This window comes from Nonomuraea sp. NPDC051298, from assembly GCF_055586305.1.
This window is the reverse complement of the sequence record NZ_JBVJIM010000013.1, coordinates 230522-245751: the sequence shown is the minus strand read 5'-3', so window position 1 is coordinate 245751 and position 15230 is coordinate 230522. Positions and strand designations below refer to the sequence as shown.

Annotated in this window: 14 protein-coding genes; 9 read left to right on the top strand and 5 right to left on the bottom strand. The window is 73.2% G+C overall.

Features of this window, described 5'->3' with window-relative positions; all coding sequences use genetic code 11:
• Positions 1-94 precede the first annotated feature (94 nt).
• Genes ACZ6S0_RS32770 through ACZ6S0_RS32760 form a run of 3 tightly spaced genes read left to right on the top strand, consistent with a single transcriptional unit; the run spans position 95 to position 2898 of the window.
• Positions 95-1627: a hypothetical protein gene (locus tag ACZ6S0_RS32770; RefSeq protein ID WP_465923171.1), complete on the top strand. Its 1533-nt coding sequence runs from the start codon at positions 95-97 to the stop codon at positions 1625-1627.
• Positions 1628-1675: 48 nt separating this feature from the next.
• Positions 1676-2290 (top strand): TIGR04282 family arsenosugar biosynthesis glycosyltransferase, encoded by a 615-nt coding sequence (locus ACZ6S0_RS32765; RefSeq protein ID WP_465923170.1) that lies wholly within the window; start codon positions 1676-1678, stop codon positions 2288-2290.
• A complete protein-coding gene (locus ACZ6S0_RS32760) occupies positions 2287-2898 on the top strand; it encodes a class I SAM-dependent methyltransferase (protein ID WP_465923169.1) in 612 nt (203 codons plus the stop codon). The genes ACZ6S0_RS32765 and ACZ6S0_RS32760 overlap by 4 nt, the downstream gene beginning before the upstream one ends.
• Positions 2899-2927: 29 nt before the next feature.
• On the opposite strand, the gene lysA is transcribed toward ACZ6S0_RS32760, so the two are convergent.
• A complete protein-coding gene (lysA, locus tag ACZ6S0_RS32755) occupies positions 2928-4376 on the bottom strand; it encodes a diaminopimelate decarboxylase (protein WP_465923168.1) in 1449 nt (482 codons plus the stop codon).
• 206 nt (positions 4377-4582) lie between these two features.
• Here lysA and ACZ6S0_RS32750 point away from each other — a divergent pair, with 206 nt between their 5' ends.
• Entirely contained in the window at positions 4583-5299 is a 717-nt protein-coding gene (locus ACZ6S0_RS32750) for a hypothetical protein (protein ID WP_465923167.1), read from the top strand.
• Between the two features lie 15 nt (positions 5300-5314).
• On the opposite strand, the gene ACZ6S0_RS32745 is transcribed toward ACZ6S0_RS32750, so the two are convergent.
• On the bottom strand, positions 5315-6205 hold the full coding sequence (locus ACZ6S0_RS32745) for an alpha/beta fold hydrolase (protein WP_465923166.1): 891 nt from the start codon (positions 6203-6205) through the stop codon (positions 5315-5317).
• A gap of 110 nt (positions 6206-6315) precedes the next feature.
• Here ACZ6S0_RS32745 and ACZ6S0_RS32740 point away from each other — a divergent pair, with 110 nt between their 5' ends.
• Complete coding sequence (locus tag ACZ6S0_RS32740; protein ID WP_465923165.1) at positions 6316-7326, top strand: TetR/AcrR family transcriptional regulator C-terminal domain-containing protein; 1011 nt, start codon at positions 6316-6318, stop codon at positions 7324-7326.
• A gap of 161 nt (positions 7327-7487) precedes the next feature.
• A complete protein-coding gene (locus tag ACZ6S0_RS32735) occupies positions 7488-9668 on the top strand; it encodes a bifunctional SulP family inorganic anion transporter/carbonic anhydrase (protein WP_465923164.1) in 2181 nt (726 codons plus the stop codon).
• Between the two features lie 115 nt (positions 9669-9783).
• Here the strand turns inward: ACZ6S0_RS32735 and ACZ6S0_RS32730 are convergent, their stop codons facing one another.
• Positions 9784-10356, bottom strand: a complete 573-nt coding sequence (locus ACZ6S0_RS32730; protein WP_465923163.1) for a TetR/AcrR family transcriptional regulator — start codon at positions 10354-10356, stop codon at positions 9784-9786.
• 112 nt (positions 10357-10468) lie between these two features.
• On the opposite strand from ACZ6S0_RS32730, the gene ACZ6S0_RS32725 reads away from it, so the two are divergent.
• Entirely contained in the window at positions 10469-11257 is a 789-nt protein-coding gene (locus tag ACZ6S0_RS32725) for an SDR family NAD(P)-dependent oxidoreductase (RefSeq protein ID WP_465923162.1), read from the top strand.
• A 46-nt stretch (positions 11258-11303) separates the two neighbouring features.
• On the opposite strand, the gene ACZ6S0_RS32720 is transcribed toward ACZ6S0_RS32725, so the two are convergent.
• Both ACZ6S0_RS32720 and ACZ6S0_RS32715 read right to left on the bottom strand, forming a co-directional pair.
• Positions 11304-12566, bottom strand: coding sequence for a cytochrome P450 (locus ACZ6S0_RS32720; RefSeq protein ID WP_465923161.1), 1263 nt, complete (start codon positions 12564-12566; stop codon positions 11304-11306).
• Between the two features lie 115 nt (positions 12567-12681).
• Positions 12682-13152 carry a DUF998 domain-containing protein gene (locus tag ACZ6S0_RS32715; RefSeq protein ID WP_465923160.1) on the bottom strand — a complete coding sequence of 157 codons (471 nt, stop codon included), beginning with the start codon at positions 13150-13152 and terminating at the stop codon, positions 12682-12684.
• Between the two features lie 219 nt (positions 13153-13371).
• Between ACZ6S0_RS32715 and ACZ6S0_RS32710 the strand changes: the two genes are divergently transcribed.
• Both ACZ6S0_RS32710 and ACZ6S0_RS32705 read left to right on the top strand, forming a co-directional pair.
• The gene (locus ACZ6S0_RS32710) at positions 13372-14457 is read left to right on the top strand and encodes a glycoside hydrolase family 19 protein (RefSeq protein ID WP_465923159.1); all 1086 of its coding nucleotides are present in this window, start codon (positions 13372-13374) and stop codon (positions 14455-14457) included.
• A 138-nt stretch (positions 14458-14595) separates the two neighbouring features.
• Positions 14596-15225: an HD domain-containing protein gene (locus ACZ6S0_RS32705; protein ID WP_465923158.1), complete on the top strand. Its 630-nt coding sequence runs from the start codon at positions 14596-14598 to the stop codon at positions 15223-15225.
• Positions 15226-15230: the final 5 nt, after the last annotated feature.

Sequence of the window (15230 nt, the reverse complement as noted above, 5' to 3'; positions counted from 1 at the left end):
AGCACGTTAGGGGTTCGTAAGGGTTCTTACAGAGGACGAACGGGAGCGGCTGTCGCCGCCTCGTACGAGCCCGCGAGATGCCAGGCTGCCGCCTGTGAGCCGTAGCCCGCTAGCCGTCGGCGCAGCCCTCGCCGCCCTGGCCGCCGTCCTGCTGAGGATCGCCGCCGGGCCGCCCGGCCTGCACTGGTACCTGCTGGCCTGGACGCTGTTCGCGGCGGCACTCTGGCTGGCCCGGCGGGTGCGGGAACGGCGGCTCGGCCCGCTCGTCCTCGCCGGGGGGATCGCGCTGGCCGCGACCGGGCTGACGGCCCCGCCCAGCAGCAGCACCGACTCCTTCCGGTACGCGTGGGACGGCCGGGTGCAGGCCGCGGGCATCTCCCCCTACGACCATCCGCCGTCAGGCGCGGCGCTCGTGCCGTTGCGCGACGACTGGCTCTTCCCGCCCCGTTGTGACACCCCCGGCCTGGCGGCGCTGCCCGGCGGGGGCTGCACGCGGATCAACCGTCCCGCCGAGCCGACGATCTACCCGCCGGTCGCCCAGGGGTACTTCCTGCTGGTCCACTGGCTGTCGCCGGAGGGCTCGCGGCACAAGGCCCTCCAGGTCGGCGGCTGGGTGATGGCCGTGCTGGCGCTGGTGGCGCTGTGGCGGACGGCGGGGGCGCGGCGGGCGGCGTACTGGGCGTGGTGTCCCGCGGTGCCGGTCGAGGCGGTGAACAACGCGCACGTCGACATGCTCGGCGTCCTGCTGGTGGTGCTGGCCTTCGGCCCCGCCGCGCGCGCCGTCTACGCCCGAACCTCCTACATCCGAGCCGCCTTCGCCCCCGCCACCTTCGCCCCCGCCACCTTCGCCCGCGCCGCCTTCGCCCGCGCCACCTTCGCCCGCGCCACCTTCGCCCGCGCCACCTTCGCCCGCGCCGCCGAGGCGCAGGCTGCCCGGACCCGGGCCGCTCCGGGTTCGGCCGGTCATGCGGTGCGCGGGGGGCTGCTCGGCGCGGCGGTGGCGGCCAAGCTGCTGCCCGCGACGGCGCTCCCCGGCGCCCTGTCCGGAGTGCTGTCCCGCGGGGTGGCCTGGCGGCGCGTGCTCGGCACCGTGCTGCCCGCCGCGCTCGTGGTGGCGGTGTCGTACCTGCCGTACGTGCTGGCCTCCGGGGCCTCGGTGCTGGGGTACCTGCCGGGCTACGTGAAGGAGGAGCGCTACGACGGGCCCGATGGCGGCAACCGGTACGCGGTGCTGCGGCTGCTCGTCCCGGACTCGTGGGCGCCCTACGCCGCGATCGCGCTGCTCGGCCTGGTCGTGCTCCTCGTCCTGCGCCACGGCGACCCCGACCGGCCCTGGCGGGGTGCGCTGCTGGTCAGCGGCTCGCTCCTGCTGCTGTTCACCCCCGGCTACTCCTGGTACGCGCTCCTGGTCGTCGCGCTGGCCGCCATGGACGGACGGTGGGAGTGGCTCGGCGTGGCCCTGGCGGGCGCGGTCGCGTACATCGCGGGCCCGTCCGCCCCCGCGAGTCCAGGAACCCCCTTCTACGCCGCCGCCGCGCTGGCCGTGCTGATCGGCTGGGCCGTACGACGGCGCCACCGCGCACCCGAATCCCGCCCGCCGGGTCGACCGGCCGCCCGCATCTCGTAAGGACTGAGCACGCTGAGCCAGCACCCTTCCGGCCCCGCGCCGCAGATCGTGATCATCGCCAAGGAACCGGTACCGGGCAGGGTCAAGACCCGGCTGACCCCGCCGTACGCCCCGGCCGAGGCCGCCGCCCTGGCCGAGGCCGCGCTGCGCGACACCGTACGCGCCGTCGCCGCGACCCCGGCCACCCAGCGGGTGCTCGCCCTGGACGGGCTGCCGGGCCGCTGGCTGCCCGCGGGTTTCGTGGTCATCCCGCAGCGCGGCGCGAGCCTGGACGAGCGCCTCGCGGCGGCCTTCACCGACGCGCACCGGCTGCGGCCGGACCCCGTCGTGCTGATCGGCATGGACACCCCGCAGGTCACCCCGGCGCTGCTGGGCGAGGCGGGGAAGGCGCTGGAGCGGCACGACGCGGTGTACGGCCCGGCCGCCGACGGCGGCTTCTGGCTGCTCGGCCTGCGGCGGCCGGACCCCGGGCTGCTGCTGGGGGTGCCCATGTCGCATCCGGAGACCGGCAAGCTCCAGCTCGACCGGCTCGAACGCGCCGGGCTGGCCGTTCACCACCTGCCCGAGCTGACCGACGTCGACACCGCGGCCGACGCCCGCACCGTGGCCGCCCAGGCGCCCGCCTCCCGCTTCGCCGCCACGCTGCGGGAGCTGGACCGATGATCGGCAAGCTGTACGCCGACGCCCTCGCGGGAGAGGCCGCCGAACTGGAGTACGTACACGGCGCCCGGGTCACGCTGGAGACCGCCCGCTGGTTCGAGCCGATCGACGGCGACGAGGAACTGCTGAGCCGCTGCACCAGCCCCACGCTGGACATCGGCTCCGGCCCCGGACGGCTCACGGCGGCGCTGACCCGGCGCGGAGTCCGTTCGCTGGGCATCGACGTCACTCCGCGCGCCGTCGCCCTGACCCGTCGGGCCGGGGGGTTCGCCCTGCTCCGGGACGTCTTCGAGGACGTCCCCGGCAGCGGCCGGTGGGCGACGGCCCTGCTCGCCGACGGCAACATCGGCATCGGCGGCAACCCCGAGGCGCTGCTGCACAGGGTCAGGCAACTGCTGCGGCCGGGCGGGACGATCCTGGCCGAGGTCGCGCCGCCGGGGATCCGCAGCCGGGTCGACCGGCTCCGGCTGCGCAGGGGGCCGCTCACCGGGGAATGGTTCGCCTGGGCGACGGTCTCGGCGAGCGACCTCGAACGGGTGGCGCTGGCCTGCGGGTTCACCGAGTCAGAGCACTGGAGCGCGCACGGCCGCTGGCTGGCCCGCCTGCGCTGACCCCCCGCCCGCTGACACCCCGGCCGGGATCACAGCCCCACGTCCCTGCGGAGCAGGTCGTCGATCTCCTCGCGGCGGACCACGACCCGGGCCGCCCCGCCGGCGACCGCGACGACCGGCGGGCGGCCGGTGAGGTTGTAGGTGGAGGCCATCGAGTGGTGGTAGGCGCCGGTGGCGGGCACCGCGACGACGTCGCCCGCCCGGATGTCGGCGGGCAGCGGCACGCCATCGGCGATCACGTCGCCCGCCTCGCAGTGGTGGCCCACCAGCGTCGTCCGGCGGACGGGCATGGCGGACCGGCGGCCGATCAGGCGGGCGGTGTAGCGGGCGCCGTACAGGGAGGGGCGCGGGTTGTCGCTCATCCCGCCGTCCACCGCGACGAGCGTACGGGAGAGGGTGCGCTTGACCGCGATGACCCGGTACAGCGTGAGCCCGGCGGGGCCGCTGATCGACCGGCCTGGCTCGACCGTCAGCCGTGGCTCAGGCAGGTCCAGCGCCGCGCACCGCTCCCGCACCGCCTTCACCACGGTCACCGCGAACTCGTCCGGGGTGAGACCGTGCCCGTCGGGCAGGTAGGCGATGCCATGACCGCCGCCCAGGTCCAGCTCGGGCAGCACGATCCCGTACGTGTCCCGGATCCGGGCGAGCTGCTCGACCATGACCCGGACCGCCCGCTCGTACGGCTCGGCGGCGAGGATCTGGGAGCCGAGGTGGCAGTGCAGGCCCACCAGGTGCAGCTCAGGTTGCCGAAGCACCCGGACGACGGCCGCGGCGGCGTCCCCCGTGGCGAGGGACAGGCCGAACTTCTGCCCCTCCCCGCCGGTACGGATCGACGCGTGCGCGCCCGCCTCGATGTCCGGGACGACCCGCAGCAGCACCTTCTGCCGCCGCCCCGGCGGGATCAGGCCCGCCAGCCGGGGGATCTCGGCGAGGTTGTCGACGACGATGCGGCCGACTCCGTACTCGACCGCGTCGAGCAGTTCGCGCGGGGTCTTGGCGTTGCCGTGGAAGACGATCCGTTCGGCGGGGAAGCCGACGGAGCGGGCGATGGCCAGTTCGCCGCCGGAGCAGACGTCGAGGCCGAGGCCCTCCTGGCGGATCCAGGTGGCCATGGCGCGGCACAGGAACGCCTTGGCCGCGTAGACGATGTCGGCGTCCGGCAGCGCCGTGCGGAAGGCGCGGCAGCGGGCGCGCACGTCGGTCTCGTCCACCACGTACACGGGGGTGCCGTGCCGTTCGGCGATGTCCATCAGGGGCACCCCGCCGGTGCAGGCGACCGGCTGGAAGCGGGTGGTGGCCGACCAGGGCTCCGCGGCGAACGGGGTGCGGGACCCGGCGGGCTCCCGCCGGAGTACGCCCGGCCCGCCGTTCGCCTCGCGGGTCTGGTCGTCGTCACGAACGATCGTGCGCACCGTGGGCACGGCGGGCACGGCGGGCACGGCGGGCGTGGGCATGGTGGGCATCGTGGGCTCTGACATGTGCTTCCCTCCCGAGAAGGCCATCCAGCGCACGCTAGCCCCGCATCCGGACATATCTCGCAAAAGCTACACAATCTCCACGCGCGACCCAGGAATCCTGACGCTCCGTTGACACCGTCCCGATCCCCGGAGGGGTGGTCTTGTCGTGCGGGTCCGCGATGTGATCACCTGGCAGGAGCCCCGAGACGCCCGCGAGGAGACGACGCGTGACCAGCCCTCCCGACGACAGCCAGGTATGGGACCCCTTCGGCACGCTCGGCCGGGCCCTGTGGATCGGCGGCGGCCAGTGGGCGGGCAAGAGCACCGTGGCCCGGCTGCTGGCCGCCCGGTACGGGCTGACCGCCTACCACTACGACTACCACGACATCCGCGCCCACAACGACCGCCGGATCGCCCGCCGCCTGGCGCTCGGCCAGTCACCCGCCGATCCCGACCCGGAGGACGTCTGGGTGCACACCACTCCGGCGGCGATGGCCGCGCAGACGCTGGCCGGGTTCCCGGTCCGGTTCGAATGGGCCCTGGACGACCTGCGCGCCCTGGTCTCCGGACGCCCTGTCCTGGCCGAGGGCTGGGGGCTGCGTCCCGAGTTCGTGGCGCCGATCGCCGGATCGCCCCGGCGGATGGTCGTCATGGTGCCCACCGAGGCGTTCCGCGCGTGGCAGGTGGGCTCCCTGCCCCGGGCCGCCACGTTCCATCACGAGGTGAGCGACCCGGTCAGGGCCCAGCGCAACCGGCTCGAACGGGACCGCCTCGTCGCCGACGACGCCGTCCGTTCCGCGCGCCGCCTCGGCGTCCGGGTGATCGAGGTGGACGGGTCCCGCGACGCCGACGCCGTCGCGGACCTCGTCGCCGACCACTTCGGCCCCTACCTCCCGCCCCTGGATGACCTGGCGGCGGGACCGGGGGACGGTCCACCGGCGTAGCCGCGCGGCGGCGGCTCAGCGACCGGCCAGCTCGCTGAAGATCTCCACCAGCTCGGGGCGGCCGAAGGGCCCGACGTGGGGCGCGGCGACGCTGCGCACGTCGGTCGGGTTGTCCGGCGTCAGGCGGTCGGCCTCGCTGATGAACCGGTCCTGCAGCGCCGGGGGGATCAGCCGGTCGAGCGTGAAGCGCACGTACGTCCGCGGGATCCGGCCCCAGGTGTGCGCCTCGCCCCGGGCCTCGGCCAGGGGGACGGCGATGGGCTCGTCCGGTTCGAGTAGGTTGAGCAGCCGCGTCATCTCCTCGTCGGTGAAGCCGCCGGCCAGGCACTCCCTGATGCCGGCGATCACCGCCGGGTCGGCCGAGCGCCAGTTGACCCGGACCACGCCCAGGGCGGTCGGGTCGCCGACCGCCGCCCCGGTCACCAGGCCGACCAGGCTGTCGCGGTTCTCCTCGGTGGCGAGGTAGGCGGTCAGGTTGGGCAGGTCCACGCAGCAGTACGCCGAGACGTACACGACCCGGTCGAGCAGTTCGGGGACGGCGTTGCCGACCCTGCTCACGGTGAGGCCGCCCTGGCTGGCGCCGACCAGGATCACGGGGCCGTGGTCACTGGCGCGGCGCACCACGTCCACGACGCGCTTGGTGTAGTCGTCGAGGGTGTAACCGGCCAGCGCCGACGGCTCGACGGCCAGCGCCTCGAGGTCCTGCGGCGCCTGGTACGCCCGCGGGAAGAACGCTTCGGCGCCGTGTCCCGGCAGGTCGACGGCGACGCTCCGGTGTCCGCGCAGCGTGAGTTCGCCGATCAGGTCCGTCCAGGAGTACGACGACGAGTTGGTGCCGTGCACGAACACCAGGGTCGGCGCGCGCCGGTCGCCGGAGTCCATTGCGTACGGTGTATTTGATGTCATGCGTACAGCGTATTGAAAGAGCACTGAAGTCGGAGTTAGAAAGCCTCAATTGCCCTGCTAAAGTGCACTAGTACGATGTCAAGTGAACTAGTACATCAGAGGTGAGTTTCATGTCGTCATCGGCGCGGCGGCCCGATCCGCCCTACCTGCGGATCGTCGCGGAGATCAGGGCCCGGATCCTGACCGGCGAGCTGCGTCCCGGCGAGCGCATGTACTCCGTCCGGCAGATCGCCCAGCGATGGGGCGTCGCGGTCGCGACCGCGACCAAGGTGATGGCGGCCCTGCGGGACGAAGGGCTGGTCGAGGCGAAGGTCGGCGCGGGAACAGTGGTCCGCTCAGGAGCGGCGGTCGAGCCAGGGACGACGGCCAGCGCTGGGGCGGCGGTCAGCACTGGGGCTGCGGTCGGCACCGGCGCTCCACGGCCCGCGCAGGAGCGCCGGGCGGCCGAGCCGCCCAGGCAGGCGCTGAGCCGGGAGCAGGTGCCGCGCGCGGCCATGGCGATCGCCGACGTCGAGGGGCTCGACGCGGTGTCCATGCGGCGGCTCGCGGCCGAGCTGGGCGTCGGCCCGATGTCGTTGTACCGGCACGTGGCCAACAAGGACGAGCTGGTCACCCAGATGACCGACGCAGCCTTCGGCGAGGTGGAGCTGCCCACGCCCGGCCCGGAGGGCTGGCGCGCCCAGCTCGAATGGATCGCCCGCCGCCAGTGGGAGCTGTGCCGCCGGCACCTGTGGCTGCCCAGGGCCGTCTCCCTGACCCGCCCGTTGCTCGTGCCCAACATGATGGCCCACACCGAGTGGACCCTGCGCGCGCTCGACGGGCTCGGCCTGCCCATGGAGACCCGTCTCCAAGAGGCCCTGACCCTGCACACGCTGGTGGTGGCGATGGCCCTGTCGATGGCGGCCGAGGTCGAGGCGGAGCAGGAGACCGGGGTGCCGCTCGACCGATGGTGGCTGGCGCGGCGGCAGCGGGCCGACGACCTCCTCGCCGACGGACGGTTCCCGCTGCTGGCCACGGTTCCCGAGGGCACGGCGACCGACCTGGACGGGCTGTTCGCGTACAGCCTGGCCCGCCATCTCGACGGGTTCGCCGCCCTGCTCGCCCGCACCCAGCGGAGCTGACCGGCGACCACCCTCCTGACCTGCGATGACCCCTCGCCGACGCCCGGCTCGCCCACGGGACGCGGCGGGTGCCCGTGCCGGACGGGCCTTCTGACGCCGGAGGGCGGTTTCCCTGGGGCACTAAGGTGTGCCGCATGGAGATAACTACGGAGAGTCGCCTAATGCGCACTCTCAGATACGATCTACCCGCCTCACTGGTGGTTTTCCTGGTCGCGGTGCCCCTGTCGCTGGGCGTCGCGCTGGCCTCGGGAGCGCCGCTGGTGGCCGGGCTCATCGCCGCCGCGGTGGGCGGCATCGTCGCGGGCGCACTGGGCGGCTCGCCCGTCCAGGTGAGCGGGCCGACCGCGAGCCTGACCCTGGTGATCGCCGGTCTGGTGCACACCTACGGCTGGCAGGCCACCTGCCTGATCACCGTGCTGGCTGGCGCGGTGCAGGTGCTGCTCGGCGCGTTCAAGGCGGCCAGGGCCGCGCTGGCCGTCTCGCCCGCCGTCGTGCACGGCATGCTCGCGGGCGTCGGCATCATCATCGCGCTCGCCCAGCTCCACGTCGTGCTGGGCGGCAGCCCTCAGCACTCGGCCTGGGCGAACCTGACGCAGTTGCCCGGCCAGATCATGGACATGCACGGCCACAAGGTCATGGTGGGCGTGCTCACCGTCACGGTGCTGCTGGTCTGGGACCGGCTGCCCAAGCCCGTCCGGTCGGTCCCCGCGCCGCTGGCCGCGCTGCTCGTGGCCGCCGGGACGGCCTGGCTGTTCAACTGGAACGTCACCCGCATCGACCTGTCCGGCGCGATCCTCGGGTGGGCGCCGCCGGCGCTGCCGGCCGACGACTGGCACAACGTCGCCGGCGCGGTGCTGCTGGTGGCGCTGCTGGCCGGGGCCGAGTCGCTGCTGTGCTGCGTGGCCACGGACGGCACGCACACCGGCCGACGTTCCGACCTCGACCGCGAGCTGTCCGGGCAGGGCGTGGCGAACATGGTCAGCGGCGTCCTGGGCGGGCTCCCGGTGGCCGGGGTGATCGTCCGCAGCACCACCAACGTCCGGGCGGGAGCCCGCAGCCACTGGTCGGCCATCCTGCACGGCGTCTGGGTCCTGCTGTTCGCGCTCTGCCTGGGCTGGACGATCAAGCTGATCCCGATGGAGGCGCTGGCGGCCCTGCTGGTCTTCATCGGCCTCAGGACGATCAGCCTGGGCCACGTCAGGAAGGTGCACGGCCACAACGAGGTGCCCGTCTACCTGGTGACCCTGGGGGGCGTCATCCTGGTGGGGCTGGCCGAGGGCGTCCTGGCCGGGCTGGCGCTGGCCGCGCTGCTGGCGTTGCGGCGGCTGACGCGGGTGACGGTCGACAAGCGCGAGGAACGGAACGGGCGCGTGCACGCGACGGTCTCGGGCTCACTCACGTTCCTCGGCGTGCCCCGGCTGACCCAGGAGCTGCGGGCGATCCCGGCGAGCGCCGCCGTGGACCTCGACCTGAACATCGACTTCATGGACTACGCCGCCTTCGAGGCCATCCACTCCTGGCGGCTCGACCACGAACGCCTGGGCGGCACCGTCACCATCGACGAACTGCACGACGAGTGGTACGCGATGGCCGCCAGCGGCACGCGCATGTTCCCGGCGAAGAGCCCGCCCAAGCCCGCCGGACGCTGGTGGCTGCCCTGGACCCACCGCCGCCCTGACACGGCCGTCGAATGCCAGCTCATCCTGGGCGCCGACGAGTTCCACCGGCGTACGGCGCCGCTCGTGCGGCCCATCTTCACCGAACTGGCCGCCGGGCAGGAGCCCTCGCACCTGTTCATCACGTGCGCCGACTCCCGCATCATGCCCAGCCTGATCACCTCCAGCGGCCCGGGTGACCTGTTCACGGTGCGCAACATCGGCAACCTGGTGCCGCGCGCGGGCTCGGACCCGGGCGACGACTCGGTGGCCGCCGCCATCGAGTACGCCACCCGCGTACTGAACGTGCACACCATCACGGTGTGCGGTCACTCCTCCTGCGGCGCGATGGCCGCGCTGCTCCGGGATCCGGCGACCACGGCGGAGCTGCCCCAGTTGCGGCGCTGGCTGCGCCACGGCGGGGCCAGCCTGTCCAGGCTCGACGGGGCACGCGACGACGGCGCGCTCGACGCCCTCTGCCGGCTCAACGTCCGGCAGCAGCTCGAGAACCTGCGGACGTACGGCAAGGTCGATGAGCAGGTCAGGGCCGGGCGGCTGAAGCTGGTGGGGCTGTACTTCGACATCGCCTCCGCGCGTGTGCAGGTCGTGCCGCCGGGCGAGCCCGTCGCGGACGCCGACCACCTGTCGTTCTCACGGTGCCAACCCGTGCCCAGGCCCGCTACGTAGGCCGACGCACCGGCCCCTGGCGGGCGGCCGGACCCGCCGGGTGACCGGACCCACCGGGCAGCCGCGCCCGGCGGGTGGCCGGGAGTAAGCGCGTCTTCCGGCCGCTCGCCGGGGGTCAGCCCAGGCCCTGGCCGGTGCCCACGCCGCGCAGCAGGGTGTCCACCAGGCGGGCCGCCAGGACGTCGGGGTCGCCGTCGCGGACCTGCGCCGCGTCGTGGATCAGCGCGTAGTAGACCCGCCTGGCCCAGGCGGGGTCGACGTCCGCGCGCAACGCCCCCGCCTCCTTGGCCCGCGCGAAGAGCCGCTCACAGCGCTCCAGCACGTCCGCGTGGACTTCGGCCGTCTCGGCGTCGGCCATCGCCTGGCCCATGGCGTAACCGAAGTCGATCTTGACGCGCAGCACGTTGGCGGTGACCTGGTAGAGCGCGACGAGCGGCGGCGTGGACTCGGGGTGGGCGGCGTCGACGGCCTCGGCGAACCGGTGGGTGGCCCACGACGCCAGCGCGGCCACCAGGGCGTCGCGCGAGGCGAAGCGGCGATGGACTGTGGTGCGCGCGACCCCCGCGGCCTCGGCGATCTGCTCCATGCTCGCCGCCGGGTTCTTGCCGAGCACCCGCTCGGCCGCCTCCAGGATCGTCCGCACCGTCCGCTCGGCATCGGACCTCAGGGCGCGCGTCGTCTCACTCACGCCTGGGATGGTACGCCATCGTCACCGCTCATCCAATAGTTGCATCACTGTTGTCGCATCTTCTATGGTTTCAGCATCAGCGAAGATGCACTTCGAGGAAAGGGATCATTCCATGGACATGGGGCTGACCGGGAAGACCGCCGTGGTGACCGGCGCCAGCAGGGGCATCGGGCTGGCCATCACCCAGGCGCTGGCGAGCGAGGGCATGCGGGTCGTGGCCGGCGCCCGGACGATCACGCCCGAGCTGAAGGAGACCGGCGCGACGGCGCTGACGGCGGACCTGTCCAGGCCCGGCGGTCCCGGCGAGCTGATCGGGTGGGCGCTGGCCGAGCTGGGCGAGATCGACCTGCTGGTCAACAACGTGGGCGGCGGCGACGTCGGCGACAACCACGTCGGCGGCTTCCTCGGCTTCGCCGACGAGCACTGGGCCCGCGACTACGAGCTGAACTTCCTCAGCGCCGTACGCGCCACCCGGGCCGCCCTGCCGAGCCTGCTGCGAACCCGGGGCACGGTGGTCAACATCTCGTCCAACGGCGCACGCCTGCCGCACGCCGGGCCGGTCACGTACACGACGGCAAAGGCGGCGCTGACCGCGTTCGGCAAGGCGCTCGCCGAGGAGTTCGGGCCGCAGGGGGTGCGGGTGAACACGATCTCGCCCGGCGCGACCCGTACCTCGCTGTGGGAGTCCCCCGGCGGGTACGGCGCCGCGCTGGCCGCCTCGCTCGGCCTGGAGCACGAGCAACTCCTGGCGGGCCTGCCGTCGAGCACCGGGATGACCACCGGCCGGCTCGTGACGGCGGAGGAGGTCGCCGCCCTGGTGACGTGGCTGGCCTCAACGCACGCGCGCAGCGTCAACGGCGCCGACTACGTCATGGACGGCGGGGCGATCAAGACGGTCTGACGCGCTTCGGCGGGCCGCGCCCGACGGCCCGTGGCCAGGTCCCGGATCAGGAACGCCCGCTCAGGGTGTAGCGGATGGGCAGGCGCTTGAGCCCGCCCACGAACGTCGTGGCGGTCCACGCGGGCTCGCCGTCGAGGTCGACGCTCGACAGCCGGGGAACGAGTTCGGCGAAGAGCGCGCGGATCTCCGTACGGGCGAGCACCGCGCCCAGGCAGTGGTGCACGCCGGCGCCGAAGCCCAGGTGCCGGTTCGGCTCGCGGCCGGCGTCGAAGCGGGAGGGGTCGGCGAAGACGTCCTCGTCCCGGTTCGCCGACGGGTACGACAGCAGCACCGACTCCCCCTTCCCGATGCGCACGCCGCCCACCAGCGCGTCGGCCGAGGCGGTGCGCATGAACTCCTTCACCGGGCTCACCCACCGGATCATCTCCTCGACGGCGAGGGGCAGCAGGGCGGGGTCGTCCCGCAGCCGCCGCAGCTCGGCCGGGTGCCGGATGAGCGCCTCCAGGCCGCCCGCGATGGTGGAGCTGGTGGTGTCGTGCCCGGCCGTGGCGATGAGGACGTAGTAGGAGATGGCGAGTTCGTCGTCCAGGAGCCGGCCGTCGACGCGGGCGTTGGCGATCGCCGAGGCGAGGTCGCCGGTCGGCCTGGCCCTGCGCCGGGCCGTCAGGTCGTGGAAGTAGGCGAAGAGGTCCTCCAGCACGGAGGTGTGGCCCTGAGGGCTCCCGCCGCGCCCGGTGTCCTCGTCGTGCTGCCCGAACAGCTCCTGGGTGAGGAGCAGCATGCGCGGGAAGTCCGACTCGGGCAGGCCGAGGAGGCTGAGGATGACGTAGAGGGGGTAGTGCGCGGCGACCTGTCGGGCGAAGTCGCAGGCGCCGTCGTGCTCGGCCATCCGGTCGACGTGGCGGCGGGCCAGCTCGCGCACCCGGGCCTCCATGGCCCGCATGGCCCTGGGGCGGAACCAGTCGGCCGCGACCGCGCGCAGCGCGCGGTGCTCGGGACCGTCCATGTGGACGATGGTCGTGAACCCGGCGCCGCGCGCCCGGCGGGCCTCCATCGCGGCGTCGAGGTCCGCCGTTCTCAGCCTGGGGCGCGGGGCGCTGAGCCACAGGTCGTGGTCGCGTTCGACGGCGAGGACGTCGGCGTGCCGGGTGAGCGCCCAGAACGGGGTGTACCCGGCAACCTCCACCCGGTGGACGGGCGACTCACGGCGCAACCGCGCGAGCCCTTCGTGCAGGCGGGTCTCGTCGGTGTACGCGGCGGGCGCGGCGAACATGCGCCCGGCCTCGACCACCGACATGGCGGTGTCCACGATGCAGCCTCCTGTCGCGTCGGCCGGCCCCGTCATGCCATTCCCCCGCCGCGCCCTCCCCAAGCCCTCTGCGTCTCCTCGCACGGGCACATCACCCGTGACCGGGACCCGGCCGTCAGACCGAGAGCGCGGCGGCGCGGCGCAGGAACAGGGACCCGGCACCGCCGACGGCCAGGTGCAGGATGCCCGGCAGCGTGACGACGCCGGGGCCTTCCTGCGTTCCCGCAGGGAAGCCCATCGCGGGGTCGGCGGGGAAGAGGGCGGCGCCGATCATACTGACGCCGAACGCGCCGACGAGGATCGGCGCCCAGCGGACCCCGCGTCCGGGCGTCAGGGCGCGGCGCAGGCCCACGGCCGCGGCGACGGTGGCCAGGCCGGTGACGGCGAAGTTGGCGGTCTGGATCCAGCCCAGCTCGCCGTTGGCCAGCAGGCTCCAGGCGTGGCGGGTCAGGTCGAAGCCCTCCCGGGTGAGCGCCTGGGCCAGCGCGACGGTCACGTACAGAGGGCCGGCCGCGACGCCGCAGCCGAGCAGCAGGCGCCGCAGGGAATCGGCGCGGGCGGGGACGGGAATGAGCTGCCGGGTCATGGTCGTCTGCCTCGTTTCCTCGGGGGCCGGTCCGTCCGGCCCGCCGGGGACACCGCGAACGAGGCGGCGGGATTTCGACACGCGCCCGCGGATTCTTTTCAAGATTTTTCTGGACCCCGTGCACGAGCGATCGCACCCTGCCGATCGGCACGGTGCGGAACTCTGACTTTGGGCCTTGCGCGGCGGCAGCTCATCCGTTAATCCTTAGGAAACTTTCTTATGTATTCTAGGCTTCGAGGGAGTGATCACGTGCGAAGATTCCTGGCCCCGCTGGCCGCGTTGTTACTGGCCGCCGGGGTGCTCGCGGTGCTTCTGCCGGCCACGGCGAACGCCGCCGCCTGCGCCACCGCCTGGAGCGCTTCCTCCGTCTACACCGGCGGCGCGGTCGTGTCGCACAACGGGCGCAACTGGTCCGCCAAGTGGTGGACCCAGAACGAGACGCCTGGCGGCGCCGACGTCTGGGCCGACCAGGGGACCTGCACCGGCGGCAGCGGCGGGGGCACGGCGTGCTCCTACCCGAACTGGGTGGCCGGGCAGTGGTACGCCGTGGGCAGCATCGTCCGCTACACCGACGGCAACCACTACATCGCCGTCAACGAGAACCCCGGTTACGACCCGGTGATCAGCCACTGGTACTGGGACCCGTACACCTGCTCGGGCGGCCCCACCGACCCGCCTGACCCGTCCGGCTTCGTGGTCAGCGAGGCCCAGTTCAACCAGATGTTCCCGAGCCGGAACTCCTTCTACACCTACAGCGGCCTGACCACGGCGATGAGCGCCTACCCCGCCTTCGCCAAGACCGGCAGCGACACGGTCAGGAAGCAGGAGGCCGCCGCCTTCCTGGCGAACGTCAACCACGAGACCGGCGGGCTCGTCCACATCGTCGAGCAGAACACCGCCAACTACCCGCACTACTGCGACGCGAGCCAGTCGTACGGATGCCCGGCCGGACAGGCCGCCTACTACGGCCGCGGCCCGATCCAGTTGAGCTGGAACTTCAACTACAAGGCGGCCGGGGACGCGCTCGGCCTGCCGCTGCTGACCAACCCGTGGCTGGTGCAGCAGGACGCGGCCGTGGCCTGGAAGACCGCCCTGTGGTACTGGATGACCCAGAACGGCCCCGGCACCATGACGGCCCACAACGCGATGGTCAACGGCCGCGGCTTCGGCGAGACCATCCGCAGCATCAACGGCAGCCTGGAATGCAACGGCGGCAACCCCGCCCAGGTGCAGAGCCGGGTCAACGCCTACCAGCGCTTCACCGGGATCCTCGGGGTGACCCCCGGAGGCAACCTCACCTGCTGAGGACTCACGACCCCCGGCCCGCACGCTGTCCACCATCGCGTGCGGGCCGCGGCACCTCCCCGGGGCGCCCTGCGTTCGCGCGCTGTCTTCCCGGGTATCCGCAGGTCACGGGGAGAGGGCCGACCGAGGGGGCACCGCATGGCGATCGACGAGTCCGTGCCGGACACCGAACTGGCCAAGGAGGCCACGGCGTTCGTCCGCGACAACACGAGTGACCTGATCTACCACCATTCGCGCCGCGTCTACTTCTTCGGCGCCCTGCGGGGCCGTACGCGCGACCTGAGCTTCGACCCCGAACTGCTCTACATCGGCGCCATGTTCCACGACCTGGGCCTGAACGCGGAGCACCGCGACAGCGGCAAGCGCTTCGAGGTGGACGGCGCGAACGAGGCCCGCCGTTTCCTGCGGGCGCGAGGCGTGCCCGAGGACAGCATCCGGCGGGTCTGGACGGCCATCGCCCTGCACACCACCCCGGGCATCCCGGAGTTCATGGAGCCGGAGATCGCCCTGGTCACGGCGGGCGTCGAGTACGACGTGCTCGGCATCGGCTACGACGACCTCACCGACGCCCAGCGGGACGAGATCATCGCCCTGCACCCGCGGCCGGGTTTCAAGGAGGCGATCCTGGCGGCGTTCACCGAGGGCATAGCGCCCAAGCCGGAGACCACGTTCGGCAACGTCAAGGCCGACGTCCTGGAGCGGTACGTGCCCGGCTTCCGCCGTGGCGACTTCGTCGACACGATCCTCGGCTCGCCCTGGCGAGATTGACGCTC